The organism is Streptomyces sp. NPDC052064 (assembly GCF_055585925.1).
Map to the genome: position 1 here is coordinate 79,021 of NZ_JBVJJE010000005.1, position 26,545 is coordinate 105,565.

Below are 26,545 nucleotides of genomic sequence, written 5' to 3' on the forward strand. Positions count from 1 at the left end.
TCCCTAGGACAGCAGGTCGATCGCGTCGACCGCTGTCCCCGCACTGAGGAAGCCGGTCGCCCCCGACCCGCTCACCACGTCGATCCTGAGCACGTTGTACTGACTCGCGTCCGTCTTCCAGGCGGATGCCGGGACGCTGTACGTGAACGTGTGGTTGTTGCCCCGGTACGAACCGTTGGTCAGCGACCGGGTGTTCGGCTGGGTGGGCGGGGAGGGGACGGCCGAGGACCAGGCGTCGTTGACGGTGACCTGGGGCCGGCCGTTCGCGTACGCCGTCGTCACCCCGATGCGCAGGGTGTGCGCCGCGGCGGCCTGGGCGGCGGTGAGCCTGAAGTACACGAGGATGCCGCTGTTGACGTCTTCCCAGAGGTAGCAGGGGAAGGCCGCGGTCTCGCCGTCGCCGATGACGACGTTCCCGGTCCAGGACGCGGCCCGCGCGTCGGACGGATGCGCGTACGTCATCAGGTCCGCGTTCTTGAACCCGCCGGGCGTGCCGTTCCAGTCGCCGATCCGCCAGATCGCGCTCGCGCCGGACGGGTCGTTGGAGGACGGGATCGCGATCGTGTTCAGGGTGGTCGTGCCGCCCGCCGACACGCTCACCGACGTGGTGTACACCGCCAGCTCGCCCTTGAAGACCGTCAGCGTGTACGCCCCCGGCAGCACACCCGGAATGGAGAAGAAGCCGTCCGAGGAACGCGCCGAACCCCAGTACTGTGCCGCCGCGTTGGCCAGCCCCACCGTGTACGGGTACGCCGTGTTCCGGCCGGATATCCCGACGCCCGCCACCTTGCCCCGGCCGCTCGCCGGCACGTACCCGGTGATGCCGAGCGAGTCGGCCCACGGCGTGGTCAGCGTGCCCGCGAACAGTGCCGGGGAGGGCGCCCCGCCGTCCGTGAAGGCGATGACGTACGGGCCCTGGAGACCGAAGCGCTGGTCCTCGGTCTGGTTCTGGCCGTAGTAGAGGATCTCGTACAGGCCGCCGCCGTCCGCGCTCTGGTGGCGCAGCAGTGAGCGGTAGAACGGGCCGCCGGAGGCCTTCTCGTGGTTGCTGCGCACCATCCACAGACCAACGCCGCCGGCGGACCAGCCGACGTAGTCGTAGTCCATGACGCGCCGCTTGGAGTAGTGCTTGGAGCGGGTCTGCCCGTCGGACTTCCGGAACACGTCCGAGGCCTCGATGGTGGTGGGTGCGTACGTGTACGAGTCGGGCTCGTCGTTGAGGAACGCGCCCTTCTTCACGCGCACGATGTACCGGGTCGCGGAGACGGACGTGTCGGCCTTGTTGGTCCACAGGTAGACGTTGTTCTCGCCGCTGCGGGCCGCGTAGTAGTGCCTGAGCGTGCCGTGCGTGACCGAGACCAGGATCGTCGAGCCGGACTGCCTGATGCTCACGGTGGAGGCGCCGAGGCCGGACTCGATGTGCGAGTTCATGCCGCCGTAGCCCTGGTACTCCGTGCCCCGGTGGACCAGGGAGGTCAGGTCGCCGGTGGACTTGCTCACCTTGAAGACCAGTTGGGCGCCGGTGTCGACGACGTAGTTCGAGCCGTCGTCGCTCCAGCCGAAGCCGGCTGCGTGCGCCGTGCCGGTGAGGGCCGCGCCGGCGGCGGCGGTGGTGCCGAGGACGAAGGCGCGGCGGCCGACCGGTCTCTTCGCGGATTCGGGCATGGGGGGGCCTCCTTCGGGAGGTGGGGGCTGCGGGTGTGAGCGAGAGTGACAGTTGAATCGATTTCGCGAAAGGGCTTTCGTGTGTCTGGGGGCGGCATCTTCGCGAAATCGGGCCGAGGTCTAGAAAGCGCTTGCCGGAGGCGATACGTTCAGCCGCCAGGCCTTGTCGCCGTGACGGAGGAGCTGCGAGTGAGACGTTTCAACATAGCCGTGCTGGCGGCCGTGACGCTGAGCACCGCCCTGTCCGCCGTTCCCGCCCACGCGGGCGATGGGGGCCCCCCCGCGCGAGGCGGTTCGAGCGTGGAGGAGGGCGGCAGGCCGGGCCTCGCGCAGTGCACCGCCGGCGCCTGCCACTTCGACGTCCCGCCCGGCACGTACGACGTGCGGGTCGTGCTCGGCGGAAAGGCCGCGTCCGCCACGAGCGTCAGCGGCGAGACCCGCCGGTCCCTGCTCCCGGAGACGGCCGCACCGGCAGGCGAGCGCGTCACCCGCAGCTTCACCGTGAACGTCCGCACCCCCGAGGGCGAGCCCACCGGCCCCGACGGAACTCCCGGCCTCGACCTGCGGATCGGCGGCTCCGCCCCCGCCCTGGCAGGCATCAAGGTCACCCCGGCCCGGCACACCCGCCAGATCTTCCTGGTCGGCGACTCCACCGTCTGCGACCAGCCCGGCGACCCGTACTCCGGCTGGGGCCAGCAGCTGCCCCAGTACCTCGGCAAGGGCGTGTCCGTCGCCAACTACGCCGATTCCGGCGAGAGTACGGTCACGTATCTGGGGAACCCGCGGCTGTGGGCCACCGTACGGCCCCTGATCCGCCCCGGCGACCTGGTCCTCGTCCAGCTCGCCCACAACGACAAGACCACGGACGAGGCCACCTACCGGGCCAACCTGGAGACCCTGGTGGCGGGAGTCCGGGAGCGGGGCGGACAGCCGGTCCTTGTCACTCCCATCGTGCGGCGCTGGTTCAACCCCGACGGCACGCTGAACAACGGAACCGCGCTCCTGGTCAACGGCCTGGGCGTCGACCACCCGGCGGTCACCCGCTCCGTCGCGGCCGCGCAGGACGTCCCGCTGATCGACCTCACGGCGAAGACGAAGGCGCTCGTCGAGTCCCTGGGCGTGGAGGCTTCCAAGGCCCTGTACCTCTACAACGAGGCGAGGGACAACACGCACACCTCCGTGCGCGGTGCCACGGCCTACGCGGGCCTGGTCCGCGACGAACTCGTCACCCAGCATCTGGTGCCGAAGGGCAAGGTGCGGGTGGGATGAACCCCTGGGGCGCCCCGACCGGAACCGGGGCGCTCCAGGTCCAACCTGTTGTGACCTGTACGAGCACGAAAGAGACGCGATGCAGCTCCCTCCCGCCGACCGCACGACCTCCGCGTACACCGGCTACACCCGCGCCCACTGGGAGGCGGCGGCCGACGCCCTGCTCACCGCCGTCGAGCCGTACGCGACCGAGGACCGGGCGCTGTACCACCTGCCCGGCGACCGGGCCAGCTGGTCGGGCCGCCTCTCCGACGGCCTGGAGGGCTACGCCCGCACGCTGCTGCTGGCCGCCTTCCGCCGCGACGAGAAGGCCCTGGAGCGCTACGCCGACGGTCTGGCCGCCGGAGTCTCGGGCGTCTGGCCCCGCATCGATGACCGCAGCCAGCCCCTGGTGGAGGCGGCGTCGATCGCACTCGCCCTGCGGCTGACCCGGGAACAGCTGTGGGACCGGCTGGACGACGGAGTGCGCCAGCGGGCGGCGGCCTGGCTGGGCGACGCGCTCACGGCCGAACCCTGGCCCTGCAACTGGGAGCTGTTCCCGGTCACGGTGGGCGGCTTCCTGGCCGAGATCGGCCACGAGCCGGACGCGTCCCGCGCGGCGATCGACCGCGGCCTGGAGCGCATCGAGCAGTGGTACGTGGGCGACGGCTGGTACACCGACGGTGACGGCCGCAAGTTCGACTACTACAACGGCTGGGCGATGCACCTCTACCCGGTGCTGCACGCCTGGCTGGAGCGGGACGAACGCCTGCTGGACCTGTACGGCGCGCGTCTCGAACGCCATCTCTCGGACTACGCCCGCCTGTTCGGCGGCGACGGCGCCCCCATGCACCAGGGCCGCTCCCTGACCTACCGCTTCGCGACGACGGCACCGCTGTGGCTGGGCGCACTGACCGGCCGTACGCCGCTCTCCCCGGGCGAGACCCGGCGTCTGGCCTCGGGAGCACTGCGCTACTTCCTCGACCGGGGCGCGGTGGACGACCGGGGACTGCTGTCCCTGGGCTGGCACGACCCCGACGAGTCCGTCCTCCAGGGCTACTCGGGCCCGGCCTCCCCCTACTGGGCGAGCAAGGGCTTCCTCGGCCTGCTCCTGCCGCCCGGCCACGAGGTGTGGACGGCGACGGAGGAACCCGCCCCGGCCGAGCGCGCGGACTCCGTCACCCCCGTCGGCCCTCCCAACTGGCTGCTCCAGTCCACCCGTTCCGACGGCGTGGTCCGCCTCCACAACCACGGCAGCGAGGACGTCCGCTACGACCCGTACTACACGCGCCTGGGCTACTCGACCGTGACGGCCCCCTCTCCCTCCTACGACAACAGCGTGCTCGTCGGCGACGACCCGAGCCGCACCGGCATCGAACCGCTGGGCGTCGGCGAGGGCTGGGCGGCCTCGCGGCACACGGCGGGCGGGGGAGCCCGGGTGACGAGCGTGGTGCTGGCACACGGGGCGGCGGAGGTGCGGGCGCATCTGGTGACGGGCGCGGAGCCCGGGACGCCGGTGCGGATGACCGGCTGGCCGGCGGGGGAGGGCCTGCGGGCCGAACTCCTGCCCGCGGCGGGCCTCGACGACACCCTCACCGGCGTCACCGGCGAGGGCGCCACGCTCTTCGTCGCCCTGGCCCGGCTGACGGGCGAGCCGGACCCGGTCCCGCTGGCGGAGCTGGTCTCCGTGCGGGTGGACGGGGAAGGAGTGGTCGAGGTCCGCTGGAGCGACGGGGACGGGGCACGGGCCCGGCTGGACGGCTCGGGAGTGCGGGTAGCGCCGCTCACGTGACCGGTGGGACACCCGCCAGGCCGACGACATGACAAAGGCAAGGAGAGCTCTCTCTCCTTGCCACTCTCAACGTATAGCGCGCCGGGGGGCTTGCCGCAAGACCCCGGTCACGGCGCAGAATCGTCGGCCGGTGCCACAAACTGCGGACATGGGGGGACGCGTCGAATGACTGAGCACTACGTGTGGGATCTTCAAGAGATCGACGAGACGCAGGTCGCGGCCGTCGGCGGCAAGGGCGCGCACCTGGGCGGGCTCTCGCGGATCGAGGGCATCCGCGTGCCGGCCGGCTTCTGCGTGACGACGGATGCCTTCCGGCGGATCATGGCGGAAGCGCCGTCGATCGACGATCGACTCGATCAGTTGTCGCGCCTGGACCCGGACGACCGGGAGGCGGTCCGCACGCTCAGCGCGCAGATTCGTCGGACCATCGAAGGGATCGCCATCCCGGACGATCTCGCGGCGGCGATCACCCGCGCGCTCGCCCAGCACGGCGAGCGGGCCGCCTACGCCGTCCGATCCAGCGCGACGGCGGAGGACCTGCCGACGGCCTCCTTCGCCGGCCAGCAGGACACGTACCTGAACGTCGTGGGGCCTACGGCGATCCTCCAGCACGTCAGCCGGTGCTGGGCCTCGCTGTTCACCGAGCGGGCCGTGACCTACCGCCGGCGCGGCGGCATCGACCACCGTACGGTCCACATGGCCGTAGTCGTGCAGCAGATGGTCTTCCCGCATGCGGCCGGCATCCTGTTCACGGCCGACCCCGTGACGGGCAACCGGAAGGTCGCCACCGTGGACGCCGGCCTCGGCCTCGGCGAGGCCCTGGTCTCCGGCCTGGTGAACCCGGACGTCTTCAAGGTGCGAGAAGGCGAAGTCGTCGCCAAGGCGATCGCCGCCAAACAGCGTGCCGTTCACGCCCTGCCGGCCGGCGGTACGCAGGAAGTGGCGATCGATGCGCCGCGGCAGGAGCAGCCGGCGCTGACGGATGCGCAGGTCGTGCGGCTCGTGCAGCTCGGGCGGCGGATAGAAGCGCACTTCGGCCGCCCGCAGGACATCGAATGGTGCCTGGACGGCGACGACTTCCAGATCGTTCAGAGCCGGCCGATCACGACGCTGTTCCCCATCCCCGAGATGGGCGACCAGGAGAATCACGTCTACGTCTCCGTCGGTCATCAGCAGATGATGACCGACCCCATGAAGCCCCTGGGGCTCTCCATGTGGCAGCTGACGGCCATGGCACCGATGCACGAGGCCGGCGGGAGGCTGTTCGTCGACGTCACCCGGCGCCTGGCCTCGCCCGCGAGCCGCGCCGGCCTCCTCGACGTCGTCGGGCGAGGCGATCCGCTGGTCAGGGACGCGCTGGAGACCGTCCTCGACCGCGACGACTTCGTCCCGTCGCTTCCGGACGCGGGTCCCGGCGGGCCGCCGGCCGGTGGCCCGCCCGCCCCGATCGAGACCGATCCGGCCATCGTCACCGAACTGATCGAGCGCAGCCAGGCGTCCATCGCCGCCCTGGAGCGCGACATCCGGACGAAGACCGGACCGGCGCTGTTCGACTTCCTGCTGGAGACCTTCGAGGAGCACAAGCGAGTCCTCGGTGATCCGCTGAGCATGCAGGTGATCATGGCGGGGATGGAAGCCACGTGGTGGCTCAACGACACGCTGCGGGAGTGGCTGGGGGAGAAGAACGCGGCTGACACGCTCACCCTGTCCGCCCCGGACAACATCACCTCGGAGATGGGACTGGCGCTGCTCGACGTCGCGGACGCGATCCGCCCTCATCCGGAGGTGGTGGCGTTCCTCCAGGGCGTCGAGGACGATGACTTCCTGGACGAGCTGGTGAAGCTCCCCGGCGGGACCGAAGCGCGCGACGCCATCGAGACCTACCTCGACCGGTACGGCATGCGCTGCGTCGGCGAGATCGACATCACGAGGCCGCGCTGGCGCGAGCGGCCCACCACGCTCGTGCCCGTGATCCTCGACAACGTCAGGCACTTCGAGCCGGGTGCCGCCGAGCGCCGCTTCGAGGAAGGCCGGGAGAAGGCGCTGAAGCAGGAACAGGACGTGCTGTCACGCTTGCGGGCCCTGCCGGACGGGGAGCGGAAAGCCGACGAGGCCAAGCGGATGATCGACCGGGTCAGAACCTTCATCGGGTACCGGGAGTACCCCAAGTACGGCATCGTCAGCCGCTACTTCGTCTACAAGCAGGCCCTGATGCAGGAGGCCGAGCGCCTCGTGCACGCGGGCGTGCTTCCCGAGAAGGAGGACATCTTCTACCTCACGTTCCAGGAACTCCACGACGTCGTGCGCTCGAACCAGGTGGACGACCAGCTCATCCAGCAGCGCAAGGACGCGTTCCGGTCGTACCAAGCGCTCACACCGCCCCGGGTGCTCACCTCGGACGGTGAGGCCGTCAGCGGGGCGTACCGGCGCGACGATGTGCCGGCCGGTGCCCTGGTCGGCTTGCCGGTTTCCGCCGGGACCATCGAGGGGAGGGCCCGGGTCGTCCTCGACATGGCGGAGGCCGATCTCGAGGCGGGCGACATCCTGATCACGACCTACACGGACCCCAGTTGGTCGCCGCTGTTCGTCGGAATCGCGGGCCTGGTCACGGAGGTGGGCGGCCTGATGACCCACGGCGCGGTGATCGCCCGGGAGTACGGCTTGCCGGCCGTCGTGGGCGTGGAGCAGGCCACCCGGCTGGTCCGGGACGGGCAGCGGATCCGCGTGCACGGAACCCACGGGTACATCGAGATCCTGTCTTGACCGACCTGGTTAGCGTGGCCCCATGACGGTTCATCCGAAGCAGACACCGGCCGCGGGGGCCGTCTCCGCCTTCGCCGCCCTTCACCACGCCGAGGAGCCCCTCCTGCTGCCCAACGCCTGGGACTGCGCTTCCGCGCGGGCCCTGGCCGGGTAGGGGTTCCGGGCGATCGGGACGACGAGCCTGGGCGTCGCCGCGGCCGCGGGACTCCCCGACGGTGAGGCGGCGACCCGTGAGGAGACGCTCCGGCTGGCCCTCGCCCTGGGCTCGGAGCCGTTGCTCCTGTCCGTCGACGCCGAGGGCGGCTTCAGCGACGACCCGGACGAGGTGGCGGAGTTCGCGCGCGAGCTGCACGCCGTCGGAGTCGTCGGCGTCAACCTGGAGGACGGACTCGGTCCCGTCGACCGGCACGCGGCGAAGATCGCCGCGGTCAAGAAGGCCGCCCCCGGCCTCTTCGTCAACGCCCGCACCGACATCCACTGGCTCGGCGACGGCGACGCCACGGACACGTTCGCCCGGCTCGACGCCTACCAAGAGGCGGGCGCGGACGGCGTGTTCGTCCCCGGCCTCACCGATCTGCGGCAGATCGCCGCCCTGGTGCGCCGCGTGCACGCCCCCCTCAACGTCCTCTACTCGCCGGGTGGCCCCGCCGTCTCCCACCTCGCCGACGCCGGCGTACGCCGGATCAGTCTCGGCTCGCTGCTGTACCGGAGGGCGCTGGGCGCGGCCCTGGAGGCGGTGGCGGAGGTCCGGGCCGGCCGGACGCCGGCGGGGCCGACCCCGTCGTACGAGGAAGTGGCCCATCAGATCGCACCGCGGTAGGGCGCTGCGTCAGGTGCCGAGCGCGGCGGCCAGCAGCGATACGGTGGCGAGGTCCGGCAGGCTCCGCAGGCAGGCGACGACCTGGTCGCCCGCGAACGCGCGCTGCGCCGCGGTCACCGCCGGATCGACGGCGCACTCCGCCTGCACATGGATGTAGTTCAGGTCCGTGGCGAAGAGCATCGAGAACGACTCCGGGCCCGTGACCACGGCCCGGCCCCCGGCACCGCGGTAGGCCCGGGCCAGGCGCCGGGCGGAAGCGATGTCCACCTCGTTGCGGCCCGACCACACGTAGACGGCCCGCGCGAACTCCCGTTCCGCCGAGATCGGCCCGGCGTTGTCCCAGTCGAGGAGGACCGGCCCGTCCGGGCCGACCAGGACGTTCTGGGGCTGGAGGTCGAGGTGCGAGGTCACCAGGCCGTCGGGGGCCGACGGTGTCACCCAGTGCGCCAGCCGGGGCGCGGACGTGGCGATGAACCGGCCCAGCTCGTCCGCCCACGGCAGGCCGGCGTCACGCACCTTCTTGAGGACGTCCTCCCAGTCGGCCTCGTCAGGACACCGCTCGTACCAGTCGCCCGGCGTCTCGACGGCGCCCTCACCGGCCTGGTGCAGCAGCGCCATGGTCCGGCCGAACCAGTCCAGGACGTCCGGGTCGGACGCGTCCGCCCGGGTGCCGTCGACCCAGTCGTACAGCTTCACGTACGACCCGCCCGAGGAGCCGAGGCGGGAGACGTGTGCGCCCTGCCGGTCGGGGTGGAGACGGGGCGAGGCGATGCCCAGGTCCGCCGCGGAGTCCCGCAGCGCGGCCTCGCGGCGGACCTGGGCTTCGTCGCAGCCGAAGAGGAGCTCCTTCACGGCCCAGGGGGAGCCATGTCCGGAAAGCTTCCAGATCTGGCCCAGGGCGCCCCGCGTGACGGGCGTCATCGTCCAGGGGCCGGTGCCGAGCGAGTAGACCTCCGCTATGGAGTCGGCTGTGTCACGCATCGGTCGTCCTCTGTTCGCGGGGCCAGTTCCGAAGCAGTACGTGCAGGGCGTCGATCGCCCTGTCCCAGGACGCCTGTACGTCACGGGGCGCGCCGAAGGCGCCGGTGGACTCCAGGGCGCAGTAGCCGTGGAAGGTGCTGCGCAGCAGGCGTACGGCGTCGGTGAGGTCGGGTTCCTCCAGGCCGTAGGCGCGGAGCATGCCGTAGGTGACGTCGGCCGTGCGGCGCATCGCGGTGGAGTCCGTGAGCAGGTCCTGGTCGATCGGGAGCTGTGTCGCCGCGTACCGGCCGGGGTGTTCCAGGGCGTAGGCCCGGTAGGCGCCCGCGAAGGCGCCGAGCGTGTCCCGGCCGGCCTCCCGCCCCTCGACCGCCGCCGCGATCCGGTCGATCATCTCGGCGCCCGCGAGGAGGGCCATCCGGGTACGCAGGTCCTTCAGGTTCCGGACGTGGGTGTACAGACTCGCGTCCTTCACCCCGAAGCGGCGGGCCAGGGCGGAGAGGGTGACGTGGTCCAGGCCTGCCTCGTCGGCGAGGTCGGCCGCGGCGGCGACGAGGCGGTCGGGGGTGAGGCCGGCTCTGGGCATGAGGGAAGAGCGTAGTACGGGCTCAGCGGATCGGCGCGTACACCACCCCCAGCTTGTCGATCTCCCCGCCCGCGCGGCCCGTGAAGCCCGCGATCTGCCGGCCGGCGGGGGCCGTGAAGGTCTTCGCGTCGGACGTGGCGGTGCCGGCGGACAGGGTGCGGTTCTTGTCCGTCGTGAAGGACGCCGAGAAGATCCGGGTGCGGCCGTCCTTCTGGCCCTGCGTCAGCTTCACCGAGGTCAGGTGCTCACCCGGGGCCAGCGTCAGCGAGGTCGCCGTGCCGCCCGTGCCGCCGTGGGTGAGGGCCGTACCGCCGTCGTGGGTCAACGACACCGCGTCCAGACGGGTGCCGCCGCGCAGGGTGAGGGTCCGGGGAGCGGGGTTCGCCGGCAGGTCGTCCGCGTCGTTGAAGGCCGTGCCGTGCGGGCCGCCGAAGAAGTCGCTCGCGCGCAAGGACGAGTTGAGGGTGTAGGAGAAGTCGACCGTGTGCGGGAAGTGGTCGGAGAGGTGCTTGCCGTCGGAGCGGAGGAAGGACTTCCAGTCGTTGGCGTAACGGGTGGCGGTGAGGGTGAGCAGCTTGCTGCCCCGGTACAGGACCTTGTCCACGACCTCGCAGTCGTTCGTCGGCGCCGCTTCGTCACAGACCAGCGCGTCGCTGCCCTGGGCCGGGGCTGTGCCGCCCTTCACCAGCCTCACCCACGCGTCCGTCAGGCCGTTCTCGGACAGCAGGGTGCGAATGTTGTCGCCGGTGCGGGTGTACCGCGTGTTCGTGTCCCCCATGACGATCACCGCGTTGCCCGCCGAGTTCGCCTGGATGAAGTCCGAGAGCTGCTCGACGTTGGCCCGGCGGGCGGCCAGCGCGTCGTCGGTCGCGTCGGCGTTGGTGTGGACGTTGTACAGGTCGACGAAGACGCCCTCCGCGAGCCGCACCCGTGCCAGCGAAAAACCCTTGGGCGTCAGGCAGTTGGTGCCGGTGCAGTTGTTCCACTTCACCCGCTGGAAGTCCTCGAAGGAGTGGTCCGAGAGGGTGTTGAGCCCGTCACCGAAGGCAGCGCCACCGCTGGTCGCCGTGCGGTACGGGTGCTTGTCGTTGGCGTACAGCGAGGCGTGGTAGTTGAAGTCCTCCTGCACGTTCACGATGTCGTACGGCCCGAGCCGTTGCCCGATCAGCGGGGTGTTGGTCTCGGGGTCGCTGTCGCCGAGCCCGAGAGGGAGGCCCGCGATGTTGTACGTCAGCACGTTGAAGGAGCCGGAGTCCGCGGCGGCGGCGGGTGTCGCGGAGGTTGCGGTCAGTCCGGTGAGGGTCAGAGCGGCAGCGGCGAGGGTGCCGAGGAGTCGTCTCATGGTGGGGGTGTCTCCGGTCGGGGAGGCGGAGCGGGACATGAATGATGTTCAGGTTCGACGCCAACTCGGGTGATGCGCAAGGGAGACGGGGGAAACAGTGGGAGATGAAACGGCGGACCGGGGCTACGGCAACGCCCACGGTCGCAGTTTCTCCGGGTTGCGGACCGCCCAGATCCGGGTGACGTGCCCGTCGGAGACGTCGAACGCGGCCACGGTCATGACGGCGCCGGCGCGCTGGGCCACCAGGCCCGGTAGACCGTTGACCGATCGCTCCAGGAGTTCGAGCCCCGGAGCCTTGTCGGCGATGGCGGCCATGTACTGGGCGATGCGCGCGCCGCCCTCGACCGGGCGCAGGACGGTGCCGACCATGCCGCCGCCGTCGGCGGTCATCACGGCGGCCGGGTCGAGGAGACCGACGAGGGCTGCGATGTCCTTGGTCTCCCAGGCCTCTTTGACGTGCCTCACCACGTCGGCCCGGCCGGTCTCCGGCTCCGGAACGCGCGCGACGCTCACTCGCCGCCGGGCGGAGGCCGCCAGCTGCTTGCAGGCAGCGGGAGTCCGGTCGAGAACGTCGGCGACCTCGGCGAACGGGTACCGGAAGACGTCATGCAGGACGAACGCCACCCGCTCGGCGGGCGTCATCGACTCCAGGACGACGAGGAAGGCCATGGACACCGACTCGTCCAGGACGATCTGGTCGGCGGGGTCCGCAGGGCCGGTGGGGCCGGCGCCGCCGGCACGGTCCCACTCGGTGCGGTCGGGCAGCGGCTCGGGCAGCCACGCGCCGACATAGCGTTCACGGCGTGCCCGAGCCGAGCCGAGCAGGTCCAGGCAGATGCGGCTGGTCACCGTCGTCAGCCAGGCGCCGGGGGACCGGATCTCCTCCTGCCGGCCTCGTGGCAGCCCGTACCAGCGTGCGTAGGCATCCTGTACGGCGTCCTCGGCCTCGGTCACCGAACCGAGCAACCGGTAAGCGACATTGATCAGTTGGCGTCGCTCGCCGGCTATCCCATCCGTGCTGGTCCCGACAGTCCCCATGCTTCCGGCCGCCCCCTCGCCTCACCTTTCGCAGGCCCGCGTCGTCGGGCCGGTGAGACCTTATCGATCCCCCTGCCCGCGGGCGGGCAAGGGGACTGTGGCATGGCCGTCGCGCACCTCACGAGTGACGCAGCAGCTCCAGATCCGTCCCCCAGGAGTCGAGCACCCGGTCGTGGCCGGCTCGCCGTGCCGTCTCCTCGATGTCGGTGAAGAGCGCACGCTGCGTGTACGGGTCGCCGTCGGCGAGCAACCGGCGCAGTACGGGCAGGAGCCGATCCGCGTCCCACCGCCGGTCGCCCAGCGGCTGCCGTTCCAGCTCCCACTGGAGGTACTTGTTGTAGGGCCGGACGCGGCGGTGCAGGGCGAAGAGCACCTCCAGGGCGTAGGCGACGGACTCGGCGGCGTCCAGGTGGCCCATGGCGGGGCGGCCGTCGCGGTAGCTCTTCAGGGAGCGGTAGGTCTGGTTGACGTACGCGTCGAGCCAGCCGTCGACGGCGGCCCGGGCCTCGGTGGCGCCCAGCGTCCGTTTCTCGTCGAGGATCCGGGCGATGGTCCCGTCGAGCCGGTCGAGCAGTACCTCGGCGTGGACGTAGGAGTAGCGCGCGAAGTGGTCGGGGCGGCCGGGCATGCCGCGGGTGCGGAACTCCGCCAGCGGAATGACGACGAGGTCCAGGTGGGCGGAGCGGAACCAGTCCCACTCGGCGATCGGCGAGGCATGCCGGTCCCTCAGGACCACGTGCAGGTCGTAGTCGGAGTGGACCGTCGGCATGCCCTCGTGGACCCGGGAGCCGCTGAGGACCAGTCCGACGACGCCGGGATCGGCGGCCGCCCGTGCGGTGAAGGCGGCCAGTGTGTCGTCAGGAGTGTTGCCCAAGGTGATGTGCATGGTGATTTCTCCCTGCGGAACGTCAGGGGTACGGGTTGGGTTCGCGTCTGCGGTGTCCGGGACACCGCGGGAGAGATCACCTCACGGTGCGGACGCTACTCCGTCCGCACCGCCCACCGGTATCGGTTTTCGCTCACGCCTGCGGGTTCAGCCCGTTCGAGGTGACGCCCGCGCAGCGCGGTACGCCCAGGCAGTTCTCGGTGGCCGTCTTGTAGTCCGGGTGGCCTCTGGGGTATGCGGCACGGCTCCTCCTGGGGAGCACGGGTGCGACATTCCTCGGTCGCCGCGGGGAGCCTTAAGGTTGCCGGGAGTCAGGGAGCGGGGACGCGAGGGAGGCGGCATGACGCACGGGGCGGCGCGGCGCGAGGACGCCGCCGACGAGGGCTTATCCGGCACCCGTCCCCTGTGGCGGCAGCGGGACTTCGGCGTCTTCTGGGCCGCGCAGACCCTCTCCGTCCTCGGCGACTCCTTCGCGCTGATCGCCCTGCCTCTGCTGGTGCTTCAGGCCACGGGTTCGGTCGCGCGGATGGGTCTGCTGACGGCGGTGGGCGGGGCGGCTTCCGTCGTTGCGGCGGTGTTCGCCGGGGCCGTGGTGGACCGGGTGGACCGGCGCCGGCTGCTCATCGCCTGCGACCTCGTGCGCATGGGGCTGTACGGGGTGATCCCGCTGGTGTGGCTGTTCGGCCCGCAGATCTGGCTGCTGTACGTGGTGCTGCCGCTGTGCGAAGCCGTGGGCATGCTGTTCGCGGTCGGCTACGTCACGGTCGTGCGGGGCCTGGTCGGCACCGGGCAACTCACCGAAGCCAACGGCCGGTTGAACGCGACGGCCGCCGCCGCGGGTGTCCTCGGGCCGCTGTGCGCGGGCCTGGTCGCCGCCTGGTCCGGCCCGGCCGCGGCGGTCGGAGTGGACGCGGCCAGCTTCGGTGTGTCGGCCGCGTGTCTGTTCTTCGTACGGTTCCGCAAGCGCACACCGGACGAGCGGACGGGGCAGCACAAGAGGGAGCGCACCGGCCTGTGGCAGGACCTGCGCACCGGCGTCGCCTTCCTCCACGGCCACCCCGTGCTGCGCTCGCTCACCGCCCTGCTGTTCGTCTTCAGCTTCCTCACCCTCGGCCTGAACGACCTGGTCATCTACCACCTCAAGCACGACCTCGGCCACGACGACGGAACGGTCGGCACCGTCATGGCGATCGGCGCGCTCGGCACCATCACCGGCGCCCTGCTCGTGGCCCGCTTCCGTCGCCGCCTCGGCTTCGGCCCGACATGGACCGGCTCGGTCGCGGTGTGCGGGCTGGCCTTCGCGGGGCTCGGCTGGGCCCGTGACGTGCCGGTCGTGGCGGCCCTGAGCGCCGCGTTCCTCGCCTGCGTCGGCATGGCGGGAACCTGCTCGATGTCGCTGCGCCAGGAGGTCACGCCCGAGCACCTCCTGGGCCGCGTCACCTCCGCCTTCTGGACGCTCCAGTACGCGGCGGCACCGATCGGCGCGGCCGTGCTGACCTGGGCCGCGGAGGAACAGGGCACGACCCCGGTCGCCCTGGCCGCGGGAACGACCTGCGTCCTGCTCGCCGTGACAGCCCTGTTCACCCCGATCCGCGGATCGGGCCGGAACCTCACCCGTTGACCCGCGGATCGGACCGGGCCCTCACCCGTTGATCCCGCTGTAGTGCCGCAGACTCCACCGCCACAGCAGCCGCGCCCCCAGGTACGCCAGCAGCCCGAGCAGCGGTGAGGCCGCCGCCAGCCAGAACGGCACGCCCGTCGTGTGGCCGTGGCCGGTCAGGACCGCTGCCGGGAAGTAGGCGACGAACGCGAGCGGGAGACCGTAGGTCAGGAGGCCGCCCACCGCCTTGGGGAGGACGTTCAGCGGGTAACTGCCGAACGTGCCGAGGAGTTCCTCCAGCCAGCGGCCCCAGTAGTCGGCGGCCGGGAAGCGCAGGGACGCGCTGGCCACGACCGTGAAGAGGGCCGCCTCCAGGAGCATGCCGCCCAGCACGGCGGCGATCAGGTACGTGATGCGGCCCGCCGACCAGTCGAGGTCGCTGCGGGACAGCGCGCCCACCATCAGGCCCACCGCGACCGTCAGGTCCCCGATGGCGTTGGTGGGGAAGAAGGCCAGCTGGATCTGCCGGTGGACCGGCATCGGGCGCATCAGGTAGATGTCGACCCGGCCTTCCTGGATCTGCCGGCCGGCCCAGTGCATCCGCCCCAGGAACAGCACGAACAGGCCGTGCGCCAGCATGCGGGTCGCCGGGATCAGCAGCACGTCCGAGCTGTCCCAGCCGCCCATCCCGGCGAACCGGGACAACAGCACCGTGGCGAACACGATCACCGACACCTGCCAGATCGCCCCGATCGCGATCATCAGCAGGAACTCGGTGCGGTACTCCATCTGCGCGCGGAAGTTGAGCGCCGTGACGCGCCACACGATCCGCAGAGCCTTCACCGACATCTCAGCCTCCCTGCGAGATCACGCGCCGGGCGGCCCGCCGCCACAGCAGCCGGGTGAACAACGCCAGCACGACCACCCACGCGGCCTGGACGGAGAGCTGGAAGGCCGCGTCGGACAGGGGGATCCGCCCCACGTACAGCGACAGCGGCACGCTCAGCGTGGCCTGGAAGGGCAGGAAGGCGCTCATCGTCACGAACCAGTCCGGGAAGAACCACAGCGGCGCGTACACCCCGGACAGCAGGTTCTGCGCGAACAGCAGGATGAGCATCGCGGCGGTGTTGCGGACCGTCCAGAAGCACAACTGGTCGAGCACGAGCATGACGTAGTACAGGACCCACTGGCCCAGCAGCATGCTGAGCACGAACACCCCGGCCACCGCGGCCGAACGGGGCGGCTCGACGACGCCCGCGGCCAGGCAGATCACGTATCCCGTGAGCGCCCACGCGAGCCCGTACAGCTGCTCGCCTGCGGCCCGCAGGGCGTAGTAGCGCTGCGGCGGCAGCGGACGCAGGTACCAGTAGACGATGGTGCCGAAGTGCATGTGCTGGAGGACCGTGTCCCGGCCCGCGTACTGGTCCAGCTCCCGCAGCCGGGACGCCAGTACGGCCAGCACGGCGTACGTGACCGCCTGGTCGCGGCTCAGGCCGGCGGTCGTGCCGGTCTGCGCGTACAGGCCGCGCCACAACGACCAGACCAGCACCACCTGAACGGCCAGCCGGAGCGCGACGGCGGTCATCCGGGGCGGGGCGTTCAGCTCGCCGAGCGGGGTGACGCGGGCGGCGCGCCAGGCGTGCGGCACGGCCACGTCAGACCTCCCCGGCATGCACGTACGCGGCCCGCATCACGTCTTCCAGGTCCGCCTCGTCCAGGGCGATGTCCGTCACCTCGAACCGCTGGATCACGGCCTTCAGCGCCTGGTGGACGGTGGGCGCGGCGGGCCCGTCGGGGCCGAAGACGACCTGCGCGCCGCCCCGCCGCAGCAGCGTGATGCCGGGCGGCGGTACGACCTCGGCGTGCGGGTCGGCGAGCGTGGCCCGCACCTGCCAGGTCGAGCCGAACTTCTGGCGGATCTCGTCGAGCGTGCCGTCCAGGACCAGCCGGCCGTGATTGACCAGCACCACCCGCTCGGCGAGCCGCTCGACCTCCGTCATGTCGTGCGTGGTCAGCAGCACCGTACGGCCGCGCTGCTCCACCTGGTGGCGCAGGAACTCCCGCACCTGCTCCTTGACCACGACGTCCATGCCGATGGTCGGCTCGTCGAGGAAGACCACCGGCGGGTCGTGCAGCAGGGCGGCGGCCAGGTCGCTGCGCACGCGCTGGCCGAGGGAGAGGTGGCGGACGCGGGTGTCCCAGAACGACGACAGGTCCAGGAGGTCGTCGAACTCCTTGAGCCGGGCGGCGTGTTCGGCCTTCGGAACCTCGTAGATGTCCCGCAGGATCGCGAACGACTCGCGCACCGGCAGGTCCCACCACAGCTGCGTGCGCTGCCCGAACACCGCCCCGACGTTGCGGGCGTTGCGCTCCCGCTCCCGGTACGGCACCACGCCCGCGACCCGGGCCTCGCCGGACGTGGGCGTGAGGATGCCGGTCAGCACCTTGATGGTCGTGGACTTGCCGGCGCCGTTCGGGCCGAGCAGGGCGAGGAGTTCGCCCGGGGCCACGTCGAAGGTGATGTCGGAGACGGCGTGCTTGGCCACCCGCTCGGGATTGACCAGTGATCTGACGGCGCCCAGGAAACCGGGGCGGCGGACGGTGGTGTGGAAGGTGCGGGACAGCCCCCGGACCTCGATGGCGGCACTCAACCGGCTCACCAACTTCCTTGCGGGGAACGCAGGTGCGGCCGGTCGGCTTCGAGGGCCGACCGGCCGCGGATGACGTCCCGACCCTGTCGGAATGTCGATCAATTGGTCAATCGATTAATCGAGTTCTTACATCGATTTCTCACTTGGTGATCGAGAACACGAACGCGAACTCCGCCGGCTCGGCGTTCAGGAAGTACTGCGGCAGCGGACCCGGGCCGCACGACTGCGAGCCGATGCCGTGCTGCCCGTGGTCGAGGTTGACCCACACCGTGTCGCCCGGTGTGAGGTCCGTGCGGTGCCGGGCCGCGTCCAGCTGCTCGGTGGTCCAGCGCCGCGCGGTGAACCAGAACTCCGGGTCGCCCTCGATCCGCAGACCGCCGAGCTCCACCCAGCGGACGTCGGCGCGGGCGCCGTTCTCCTGCGGGCGGACGTACGGCGTCTGGAGCCGGTCCACGGTCGACTGCCAGCGGCCCACCATGGACGCCGTCCGGGTGTCCGGGTACGCCTCGCCCGGACCGCCGCCGAACCACTCGACCCGGTCGGCCTCCGACAGCCCGAAACGGACGCCGAGCCGGGGCAGCGGCACCGTCCAGTCGCCTTCCGGCGTCACGGACACGCTCAGCCGCAGCCGCTCGCCGTCGGACGTCCAGCGGTACACCGTGTCCAGGCCGACCTCGCGGGCGGCGGGCGCCACCCGGGTGCGGACCGTCAGCGCGTCGTCGCCCGCCTCGACCGAGACCAGGCGGTGCCGCATGCGGTGCAGGCCGAGCGTGCGCCACAGCATCCCGTAGCGGGTGTCGGTCTGCCACTCGGCGCCGTCGTCGTTGTCGGTCGGCGCCCGCCACACGTCCAGCCGCGGGGCGCTCACCTCGACGTCGCCGATCGACCGCAGCGCACCGGTGCGGGCGTCGAACGCGGCCGGGCCGAGGGTGAACCGGTCCCCGTCGCGTACGGGCCGGTCGGTCGCGGGGAAGGTCGGCAGCGGCCGTGCCCCCGCGGCGAACTGCCCCCAGGCCACGACGTGGTCCTTCGCGGCCCACAGCGTGTCGTCCGCGAGCAGCGCCCGCACGGTCCACTGGCGTTCGCCGCCCCGGCCGTCCACGGGCGGCTCCGGCAGCTTCACCTCGGCGCTCTCGCCCGGCGCGAGCGCCGGCACCGACAGCGAACCCGACTCGACCGTCTCGCCGTCCACCTGGCACGACCACTCGAAGGCCAGCGCGGACAGGTCGGCGAAGTCCTGCTTGTTGGTGATCCGTACGATGCCGTTCGCGCCGTCGCCCTCGATGTGGACCGGCTCGATCACCTTCTTGTACTCGACGAGGCCCGGCGACGGCGTCCGGTCCGGGAAGACCAGCCCGTCGCAGACGAAGTTGCCGTCGTGCAGCTCCTCGCCGAAGTCACCGCCGTAGGCGTAGCCCAGCTCCGCGTGCTTGACGCCGTGGTCGATCCACTCCCAGATGAACCCGCCCTGGAGCCGCTCGTACTTCTCGAACAGCTCCTGGTAGTCGGCGAGTCCGCCCGGGCCGTTGCCCATGGCGTGCGCGTACTCGCACTGGATGAACGGCAGTTCGCGGCGCTTGTGGGTGCCGCCGTCGAGCTGCTGCCCGATCTTCTCGACCTCGTCGTGGAAGGCGTACATCCGCGAGTACACGTCGGTGTCGCGGCAGTTCCAGTCGCCCTCGTAGTGCACCAGCCGCTCGGGGTCGCGGTCGTGGATCCACTCGGCCATGGCGGTGAGTCCGCGTCCGGTGCCGGCCTCGTTGCCCAGCGACCAGAACACCACCGAGGGGTGGTTCTTGTCCCGCTCGACCATGCGCGCCGCGCGGTCCAGCAGGGCCGGGGTCCAGCGGTCGTCGTCGACCGGGTTGTCCCGCCAGTCCTGCTCGGTGAAGCCGTGGGTCTCCAGGTCGCACTCGTCGATGACCCACAGGCCGTACTCGTCGCACAGGTCGAGGAAGGCCGGGTGCGGCGGGTAGTGCGAGGTGCGCACGGCGTTGAGGTTGTGCCGCTTCATCAGCAGCACGTCCTCGCGCATGGTCTCCAGGTCGAGGGCGCGGCCCTGCTCGGGGTGCCACTCGTGCCGGTTGACGCCCTTGAAGAGGACGGCCCTGCCGTTGACCTTGATCAGCCCGTCCTCCAGGACGACCGTGCGGAAGCCGATCCGCAGCGGCACCCGCTCGCCCTCGGTGGCCAGCACACCGTCGTAGAGCTTCGGCGTCTCGGCCGTCCACGGCTCGACCGCGACCGTCACCGACTCGCCGGTGGCGACATCGAGGCCCAGGGCGGGGACGGTCACCCGCCCGTCGACATCGGAGTCGACACGCAGGGTGCCCTCGCCGGTGGTGTGGTCGTACGACGCGTGCACGAAGAAGTCGCCGACGCTGCCCGCCGGGCGGTGCAGCAGCGTCACGTCACGGAAGATGCCCGGCAGCCACCACTGGTCCTGGTCCTCCAGGTACGACCCGGCCGACCACTGGTGCACGCGCACGGCCAGCACGTTTTCGCCCGGCTTCAGCAGGTGTCCGACGGCGAACTCGTGCGGCAGCCGGGAGCCCTTGAACTCGCCGAGTTCCGTGCCGTTCAGCCAGACCCGGGCGCAGGACTCGACACCGTCGAACCGCAGCACCGCCCCGCCGTCCGACGGCCAGTCGGACGGCAGGTCGAAGACGCGCAGATGGTCACCGGTCGGGTTCTCCGTCGGGACGTGCGGCGGGTCCACCGGGAAGGGGTACAGGTGGTTGGTGTAGATCGGGGACCCGAACGCCCCGTCACCCTGGAGGACCCAGTGCCCGGGGACCGTGACCTCGGCCCAGCCCCCGGCCTCGTAGCCCTCCTCGGCGAACGAGTCGTCCTCGGCGTCGATCGTCGCCGACAGCCGGAAGCGCCAGCTGCCGTTCAGGGACAGGGACCGCGCGTCCGAGGACGCGTACCAGGCGCGGGGCGGGAGGGCCCCGCTGCCCGGGGAGACGTCCTCGACATAGTCGACGGTGGTGCGGAAAGACATCGGTCTCCTTGCTCAGCCCTTGATACCGGTCTGGGCGATCCCCTGCACCAGCCAGCGCTGGAGGAAGAGGAAGACGAACACCAGGGGCAGGATGGAAAAGGCGGTGGCCATGAAGATCAGATGGAAGACGACGGTCTGGTTGGTCATGTAGTTGGAGAGGGCGACCTGGACGGTCCACGATCCCGGGTCCTGGCCGATGACCAGCGGCCACAGGAAGGAGTTCCAGCCGTTGATGAAGGTGATGGTCGCCATCGCCGCGAAGAAGTTCAGCGAGTTGGGCACCACGATGCGCCAGTACGCGCCCCAGTACCCCAGTCCGTCCACCCGCGCCGCCTCCTCCAGCTCCTTGGGGAACCCAAGGAAGTACTGCCGGAACAGGAAGCACGTGAAACCACTGAACAGTCCCGGGATGATCAGACCCCGGTAGGTGTCCACCCAGCCGAGCGACGACACCAGTACGAAGCTCGGGACGAAGGTGACCGCCGTCGGGACCATCAGGGTACCCAGGACGGCGTAGAAGACCTTGTTGGCGTGCTTGTACGGGATGCGGGCCAGGCCGTAGCCCGCGAGGGAGCACACCAGCAGGACGCCGACGGTGTGCAGGGTGGCCACGATCGCCGAGTTCCACAGGGACTGGGCGTAGGGCACCGTCTCGTCGGTGAAGAGTTCGCTGATGTTGCCCCACTGGATGTCCGTGGGGAAGAACTGCCAGTTCTCTCCGGTGATCTCGGCCTCGGTGGAGAGGGCGTTGCGGATGATCAGGTAGAACGGGATCAGGAAGAGGAAGCCGGCGATCCCGGTGGCTATGTAGAGGCCGGTGGAGCTCATCACGCCGCCACCGCGCTTGTCGCGGCGGGTCTTGCCTGGCGACGGCGCGGATTTCCGCACCTCGGGCATCGTGGTGGTCACTTGGACTCCTCCCCCCTTCCGAAGCCCATGAGCTTGCCCTGGAGCAGGGTCACGGCACAGATCAACACGGTCAGGATGACCGCGCCCGCGCTGCCGGAACCGTAGTCCTGGCTCTCGCCCAGGGCCTTGTAGTACAGCTCGACGAGGGGCGGACGGCCCCACGTGGTCTTCGACAGGAGGTTGTAGAACTCGTCGAAGGCCTGGTAGGCGGCGATGAGCAGCAGCAGGACCACCGCCGTGGACGTGGCGCGCAGCTGGGGCAGCGTGATGTACCGGAAGGTCTGCCAGCCCGGCTTGGCGCCGTCGATGGCGGCGGCCTCGTACAGCTCGTCAGGGATGTTCTGCAACGCCGCGATGAAAAGGATCATGAAGAAGCCGGACTGCAGCCACAGACGTGCGGTGACGATGACCAGCCAGTACCAGGGTGGGTTGGGGTCGGACAGCCAGGCGATGTTCTCGATCCCGAACCAGCTCAGGACCGTGTTCATCAGGCCGAAGCGGACCCCGCTGAAGATGGACATCTTCCAGATCAGCGAGGCGGCCACGTAACTGCACGCGGTCGGCAGGAAGAAGACCGACCGGAAGAACGCCCGCATGAAGCGCAGCCGGTTCACCAGCAGGGCCAGGCTCAGGGAGAGCGCCCAGGTGGTGGGCACGATGAACGCGGCGAAGACGGTGAACGTGACGAGTGAGCCGACGAAGTCGTCGTTCGTCAGCATGTACACGTAGTTGTCGAAGCCGATGAACTTGTCGGGCGTGACGGTGAAGCGTGCCTCGAAGAAGCTGAGCCAGAGGCTCCACAGGATCGGCGCGTAGACGAAGATCCCCAGGCCGATGAGGAACGGCCCGGTGAAGAGCCAGAAGTTGAAGGTGGGGCTGCCCCGCAGACCCCGCCGCGGCTTGGCCGATGAGGCCTTCGCCGCGGCGGGGCGCGCGAGGTCGCGCGTCTTGGTCGTCGACATGTCGTGGTCCGTCCCGCGGTCTATCCGAACAGCTTCTTGAGCTCGCGGTTGACGGCCGCGTCGCACTTGTCGAGGGCGGCCTCCGGGTCCATGTTCTTGCGGACGCAGTTGGCGAAGACGTCCTCGAAGGAGGTGCGCATGGCCTGGGTCCAGCCGATGTTGTCGAAGTGCCCGAACTCGTTGAAGAGCCTGACGCCCTCAGCGGCGTTGCCCGACTTGAGCTTGTCGGCGGACTTCGCGAGCGAGGTACGCGGCGGAATGTGGAAGCCGTAGGAAGTGGCCCAGTCCTCCTGGTACTGCTTCTGGTCGATCCACAGCCACTTGACGTACTCCTTGGCGGCCTCGACGTTCTTGCCCTTGGCGTTGACGAACATCGACCAGCCGCCGTTGTAGACGGACTGCTTGCCGGAGTCCGTGACCTTCGGGAAGGGGAAGACCCCCCAGTCGTCGCCGAGCGCGTCCTGGATCGCCGGCATCGCCCACATACCGCAGAACTGGATGGCACACAGGCCCTGGTTGAACGAGGAGGGGTCCCAGGATTCGGTCGGTGCGCCGAGGAGGAGGTCGCCGCTGGTGAACAGCTTGCGCATCTTCTTCAGGCCCTCGATGACGCCGTCCGTGTGGTAGGCGATCTCGTTCTTCTCGTTGAGGTGCTGGGCGCCGGCCGACCAGATCAACGTATCGTTGACGCTGTGCAGGTCGTTGCCCAGGTACAGGCCCTTGACCTTGCCGGTGGTGAGCTTGGCTGCGGCCTCCATCAGCTCGTCGAGCGTGGTCGGCACGTCGACGCCCGCCTTCTCCAGCATCGACTTGCGGTAGAAGAAGAACTGCGGGTCGTCGATCATGCGGACGCCGTATATCTTCCCGTCCACCGTGTGCGACTTGATGTCCGCCGGATTGAAGTCGTCCTTGACCGGCTCGATGATGTCGGTCAGGTCCGCCACCTGCCCGCTCTTGATCATTTGGATCTGCGGGTGGAACTCGAACAGGTCGGGCGCGTTGGCGGTGAGCAGCGTCGCGAAGAGCTTGCTCTCGAAGTCGGCGCTGGTGATCCACTGCGTGGTCACGTTCGCCTTGTCGTAGGCCTTTGCGTACTTCTTGATGGCCTGCTCGGTGCCCGCCTCGCCGTACGCGTGGAAGTACTGCACCAGGTTCTTGCCGGACCCGCCCCCGCTCGGCCGGCCGGTGTTGCTGCCGCACGCGGCAAGTCCGCCGGCGGCGGCCAGGCCCATCGCGGCCCGCAGTACGTTTCGGCGGTCCCAGTTCATGTTGCTCGATGCCGACATGCTGACGTCCTTGTCTCGAGTGCGGCTGCGGCTCTTCGGCTCACTGCCTGATGGCTCACGAGCTGGCGGCTCGCGCCAGATGGCTCAAAGAGAGGTGCGGTGCGGGACGCTAGAGCTTCGGCTAAGGCTTCGGCAAGGGGTTGGACGAAGTCTGTTCGAAGCGTTGTGTCCGGTTCGTGATTTCGAACACGTGGGAGTGGCGGAGGAGTTGCTTCCGCCGCTACGAGGGTGGAGCGACGGTGCGGCTCCGCGCGGGGGTGGTGCTTCTCGCGGGGGCGGTGCGTTTGCCGTTCTTCTGCCCGACGGACTGGAGTGCCCCTTCCAGCGCGAACGTCGCCGCGCCCAGGCACACCGGGTCGGTGGGGATCGGGGAGAGGACGATCTCGGTGGCGGCCAGCGGCCGTGGCAGCGCGTGCCGGGCGACGGCCTCGCGCACCTCGTGCAGCAGCGGTTCGCCCAGGGTGCGGGCGACCCAGCTGCTCAGCACGACGATCTCGGGGTTGAAGAGGTTCACCAGGTCGGCGACGCCGGCGCCCAGATAGCGCGCGGTCTCATGAACGGCCCGGCGTGCCACCGGGTCGTCCGCCGCGAGCCCGCGGGCCAGCGCGTCGATGGTCGCCGTCTGGTCGTCCGGGTGCAGCAGCGCGCTGTCGGGGCCGATCTCGCGCAGGTTCAGCATGATGCCGCGCGCGCCGACGTACGTCTCCACGCAGCCGTGGTTGCCGCAGCGGCACAGGCGTCCGTCCAGCACCATCGTGGTGTGGCCCCACTCCCCGGCGCTGTTGCTCACCCCGCGGTGCAGCCCGCCGCCCAGGACGAGCCCGGCACCGACCCCGGTCCCGAGGTTGACCACGACGGCGTTCCCGCGCCCCCGCGCGGCCCCGAACCACAGCTCGGCCACCGCGCTGGCACGCAGCGGGTTGTCCAGGTAGAGGGGATAGGCGATGTGCTCGGTGAGCAGGTCGAGCAGCGGTACGTCGTGCCAGTCCCAGTTGGGCGCGTACTCCGAGGTGCCGGTGGCGCGGTCCACCTGCCCCGGCACGCTCACCCCGACCCCGAGCACCCGGGCGCCCTCGATGCCGGCCTGCATGACCACCGAGCCGACGGCGGTCGCCACGTGCCCGACCACCTGCTCGGGCAGGCTCTCGCTGGGGCGGACGTCCTCCTCGGCGCGGGCCAGGACGTTCAGCCCCAGGTCGAACAGCTCGACGTGGACGTATGTCTCGGCGATGTCGACGCCGATCAGCGCGCCCCCCGAGCTGTTGACCGCCACCAGGCCCCGGGGGCGGCCGCCGGCCGAGTCCTCGAAGCCGACCTCCGTGATCATGCGGAGGTCGAGCAGCTCGCCGACGAGTGTGGCGACCGTGGCGAGGCTGAGGCCGGTGGCGGCCGCCAGCTCCTGCCGGGAGGTCGGTGACTCGGCGATGATCTGGCGCAGCACCTCGTAGCGGTTCGCGGTGCGGATGTCACGTGACGTGCGCTTCACCGGGGTGCCCATCCCTTCCCAGGCCGGCTCGGGCCGGGTCGACGTCGGCACCGGCGCGGCGCAAGGCTATGGGCTGCCGGGACTTTCGACAAGGGGTTAGGAAAGGGGTTTTATGAAGTGCGCTGCTGGTGAGGGCCGGTGGTGGCCGAACACAGCCTGCTCATGATGCCTCAGGTGGCACGCCAGGTGTGGTGTCGTCTCAGGGCGTGTGCGGAACCCGGGTGCGTGCGGAACCGGGGTGTGGACGGGGCGCGTGTGGACCGGGTGCGTCAGTCCCCGTCCTCGACGGTTCCGCTCGCGGGGCACGCCGCCGCCTCGCTCCGGGGGCTCGTGCTCGCGACGGCCGCCGCCAGTTGCTGCTGCACCGGCTCGGGCAGCGTGCTGCCGTGCACGGTGCCCACCAGGTCCCGGGCCAGATGGTGCAGCTTGGTGTTGGTGTTCTGGGAGGTCCTGACCAGCACGCTCCAGGCCGCCTCGGGGCTCAGGCTGAAGGAGGCCATCAGGATGCCGCGGGCCAGGTCGATGGTCGGCCGGGTCTGCATGGCCCGTCGCAGCTGTGCGACTTCGGTGCGGAGGTCCTGGTCGTCGTCGCCCGCCGGCGGGCCGGGCTCGTCGACGGCCGGGCGTACGGCGTCCTGGTGCGGGCCCGGCTCCGCGAACAGCTCCCGGGTGCCGGTCAGGTCGAGCAGGCGCTCGACCGCGAGGCCGCTGGAACGGACGGCGACCGTCTTGCCCTGGTCGAGGGCGCGCATGCGCAGGTCGAGCAGCGTGTTGAGCCCGGAGCAGTCGCAGAACCCGACCGCGTCCAGGCGCAGGTCGATGCCGGTGCCCGACAGCGTGAGGATGTCGTGCAGATCCGGCAGCAGTCGCCGGCTGCCCAGGTCGAGTTCGCCCCACACGGTGACGCTCATCCGGTTGCCGTCCGGTACGACGTCCATGGTCGCCATGCACGGCGGGATCTCCGCCGGCGCGCTGTCGCCCTCGGGGGGAACGGCGCCCTCCCAGGTGTGAGACCGCGCAGCGTACGCAGGGTCCGGCATGGCCCTGTTCTCCCTTGACTGTTCGCCCTGCCTCCGTTTTCCAGCGTTGCGCCTCTACCCCACACCCGTCAACCAATACATGAAACGAAGTACGTGTTTTTGAATGCGTGTACGTCTGGTCGGTAGAGTTGGGAGCATGGATGGAGTACCCGAGCCACACACCGGATGGACGTTTCTCACCAACCATGCCCGGGTGCTGGCAGCCATCGCCGACAACCACAGTGCGCGTATCCGGGACATCGCGGCCCACTGCCGGCTCACCGAGCGCGCCGTCCAGAAGATCATCGCCGACCTGGAGCAGGACGGTTACCTCTCCCACACCCGGGAGGGCCGCACCAACACGTACCGGATCGACCCCGGCAAGGTGCTGCGTCACCCCGCCGAGGCCGGTCTGACCGTGGCGTCGCTGCTCTCCCTGCTCGTCGAGGACGAGGCCGACCGCGCCACGGCCCCCGGCGGCGGTAGCCGGCCGCACGCCACGACCTGACC

General features: G+C 70.5%; 21 protein-coding genes and 1 pseudogene. 6 read left to right on the plus strand and 16 right to left on the minus strand.

Annotated features, from left to right (window positions below; genetic code table 11):
* Positions 1-3 precede the first annotated feature (3 nt).
* Positions 4-1,665, minus strand: coding sequence for a rhamnogalacturonan lyase B N-terminal domain-containing protein (locus ACZ6TU_RS14865; RefSeq protein WP_469548575.1), 1,662 nt, complete (start codon positions 1,663-1,665; stop codon positions 4-6).
* Positions 1,666-1,854: 189 nt separating this feature from the next.
* On the opposite strand from ACZ6TU_RS14865, the gene ACZ6TU_RS14870 reads away from it, so the two are divergent.
* The 4 genes and pseudogenes from ACZ6TU_RS14870 (at position 1,855) to ACZ6TU_RS14885 (ending at position 8,288) form a co-directional block, all read left to right on the plus strand.
* Positions 1,855-2,934 carry a rhamnogalacturonan acetylesterase gene (locus tag ACZ6TU_RS14870; protein ID WP_469548577.1) on the plus strand — a complete coding sequence of 360 codons (1,080 nt, stop codon included), beginning with the start codon at positions 1,855-1,857 and terminating at the stop codon, positions 2,932-2,934.
* A 79-nt stretch (positions 2,935-3,013) separates the two neighbouring features.
* Complete coding sequence (locus tag ACZ6TU_RS14875) at positions 3,014-4,705, plus strand: DUF2264 domain-containing protein (RefSeq protein WP_469548580.1); 1,692 nt, start codon at positions 3,014-3,016, stop codon at positions 4,703-4,705.
* A 165-nt stretch (positions 4,706-4,870) separates the two neighbouring features.
* Positions 4,871-7,468 (plus strand): rifamycin-inactivating phosphotransferase, encoded by a 2,598-nt coding sequence (gene rph / locus ACZ6TU_RS14880; protein WP_467669593.1) that lies wholly within the window; start codon positions 4,871-4,873, stop codon positions 7,466-7,468.
* Between the two features lie 22 nt (positions 7,469-7,490).
* Positions 7,491-8,288 (plus strand): annotated as a pseudogene (locus ACZ6TU_RS14885) (isocitrate lyase/PEP mutase family protein).
* A 9-nt stretch (positions 8,289-8,297) separates the two neighbouring features.
* Here the strand turns inward: ACZ6TU_RS14885 and ACZ6TU_RS14890 are convergent.
* The 6 genes from ACZ6TU_RS14890 to ACZ6TU_RS14915 form a co-directional block, all read right to left on the minus strand.
* Positions 8,298-9,269, minus strand: a complete 972-nt coding sequence (locus tag ACZ6TU_RS14890; protein WP_469548584.1) for a phosphotransferase enzyme family protein — start codon at positions 9,267-9,269, stop codon at positions 8,298-8,300.
* Complete coding sequence (locus ACZ6TU_RS14895; protein WP_467669599.1) at positions 9,262-9,852, minus strand: TetR/AcrR family transcriptional regulator; 591 nt, start codon at positions 9,850-9,852, stop codon at positions 9,262-9,264. The genes ACZ6TU_RS14890 and ACZ6TU_RS14895 overlap by 8 nt, the downstream gene beginning before the upstream one ends.
* Before the next feature lie 22 nt (positions 9,853-9,874).
* Positions 9,875-11,194: a jacalin-like lectin gene (locus tag ACZ6TU_RS14900; protein ID WP_469548588.1), complete on the minus strand. Its 1,320-nt coding sequence runs from the start codon at positions 11,192-11,194 to the stop codon at positions 9,875-9,877.
* 123 nt (positions 11,195-11,317) lie between these two features.
* Positions 11,318-12,232: an RNA polymerase sigma factor SigJ gene (sigJ, locus tag ACZ6TU_RS14905; RefSeq protein ID WP_469548593.1), complete on the minus strand. Its 915-nt coding sequence runs from the start codon at positions 12,230-12,232 to the stop codon at positions 11,318-11,320.
* A 118-nt stretch (positions 12,233-12,350) separates the two neighbouring features.
* Positions 12,351-13,118: a hypothetical protein gene (locus ACZ6TU_RS14910; protein ID WP_467669605.1), complete on the minus strand. Its 768-nt coding sequence runs from the start codon at positions 13,116-13,118 to the stop codon at positions 12,351-12,353.
* Between the two features lie 133 nt (positions 13,119-13,251).
* Positions 13,252-13,380: a hypothetical protein gene (locus tag ACZ6TU_RS14915; protein WP_467669607.1), complete on the minus strand. Its 129-nt coding sequence runs from the start codon at positions 13,378-13,380 to the stop codon at positions 13,252-13,254.
* A 78-nt stretch (positions 13,381-13,458) separates the two neighbouring features.
* Here ACZ6TU_RS14915 and ACZ6TU_RS14920 point away from each other — a divergent pair, with 78 nt between their 5' ends.
* Positions 13,459-14,739 carry an MFS transporter gene (locus tag ACZ6TU_RS14920; protein WP_469548599.1) on the plus strand — a complete coding sequence of 427 codons (1,281 nt, stop codon included), beginning with the start codon at positions 13,459-13,461 and terminating at the stop codon, positions 14,737-14,739.
* A gap of 21 nt (positions 14,740-14,760) precedes the next feature.
* On the opposite strand, the gene ACZ6TU_RS14925 is transcribed toward ACZ6TU_RS14920, so the two are convergent.
* The 9 genes from ACZ6TU_RS14925 to ACZ6TU_RS14965 all read right to left on the minus strand — a co-directional run bounded on the left by ACZ6TU_RS14925 (position 14,761) and on the right by ACZ6TU_RS14965 (position 26,056).
* The gene (locus ACZ6TU_RS14925) at positions 14,761-15,567 is read right to left on the minus strand and encodes an ABC transporter permease (RefSeq protein WP_467669611.1); all 807 of its coding nucleotides are present in this window, start codon (positions 15,565-15,567) and stop codon (positions 14,761-14,763) included.
* A 1-nt stretch (position 15,568) separates the two neighbouring features.
* The gene (locus ACZ6TU_RS14930) at positions 15,569-16,372 is read right to left on the minus strand and encodes an ABC-2 family transporter protein (RefSeq protein ID WP_467669613.1); all 804 of its coding nucleotides are present in this window, start codon (positions 16,370-16,372) and stop codon (positions 15,569-15,571) included.
* 1 nt (position 16,373) lies between these two features.
* Positions 16,374-17,369: an ABC transporter ATP-binding protein gene (locus ACZ6TU_RS14935; protein ID WP_469549193.1), complete on the minus strand. Its 996-nt coding sequence runs from the start codon at positions 17,367-17,369 to the stop codon at positions 16,374-16,376.
* A gap of 139 nt (positions 17,370-17,508) precedes the next feature.
* Entirely contained in the window at positions 17,509-20,373 is a 2,865-nt protein-coding gene (locus ACZ6TU_RS14940; RefSeq protein ID WP_469548603.1) for a glycoside hydrolase family 2 TIM barrel-domain containing protein, read from the minus strand.
* Positions 20,374-20,385: 12 nt separating this feature from the next.
* Positions 20,386-21,282: a carbohydrate ABC transporter permease gene (locus ACZ6TU_RS14945; protein WP_467669617.1), complete on the minus strand. Its 897-nt coding sequence runs from the start codon at positions 21,280-21,282 to the stop codon at positions 20,386-20,388.
* Complete coding sequence (locus ACZ6TU_RS14950; protein WP_467669619.1) at positions 21,279-22,244, minus strand: carbohydrate ABC transporter permease; 966 nt, start codon at positions 22,242-22,244, stop codon at positions 21,279-21,281. The genes ACZ6TU_RS14945 and ACZ6TU_RS14950 overlap by 4 nt, the downstream gene beginning before the upstream one ends.
* Before the next feature lie 20 nt (positions 22,245-22,264).
* On the minus strand, positions 22,265-23,530 hold the full coding sequence (locus tag ACZ6TU_RS14955; protein WP_467669621.1) for an ABC transporter substrate-binding protein: 1,266 nt from the start codon (positions 23,528-23,530) through the stop codon (positions 22,265-22,267).
* Between the two features lie 220 nt (positions 23,531-23,750).
* A complete protein-coding gene (locus ACZ6TU_RS14960; RefSeq protein ID WP_469549195.1) occupies positions 23,751-25,028 on the minus strand; it encodes an ROK family transcriptional regulator in 1,278 nt (425 codons plus the stop codon).
* 257 nt (positions 25,029-25,285) lie between these two features.
* Positions 25,286-26,056 carry an ANTAR domain-containing protein gene (locus tag ACZ6TU_RS14965; protein WP_469548606.1) on the minus strand — a complete coding sequence of 257 codons (771 nt, stop codon included), beginning with the start codon at positions 26,054-26,056 and terminating at the stop codon, positions 25,286-25,288.
* A 136-nt stretch (positions 26,057-26,192) separates the two neighbouring features.
* Here ACZ6TU_RS14965 and ACZ6TU_RS14970 point away from each other — a divergent pair, with 136 nt between their 5' ends.
* Positions 26,193-26,543 (plus strand): helix-turn-helix transcriptional regulator, encoded by a 351-nt coding sequence (locus ACZ6TU_RS14970; RefSeq protein ID WP_467669627.1) that lies wholly within the window; start codon positions 26,193-26,195, stop codon positions 26,541-26,543.
* The last annotated feature ends 2 nt before the right edge of the window (positions 26,544-26,545 follow it).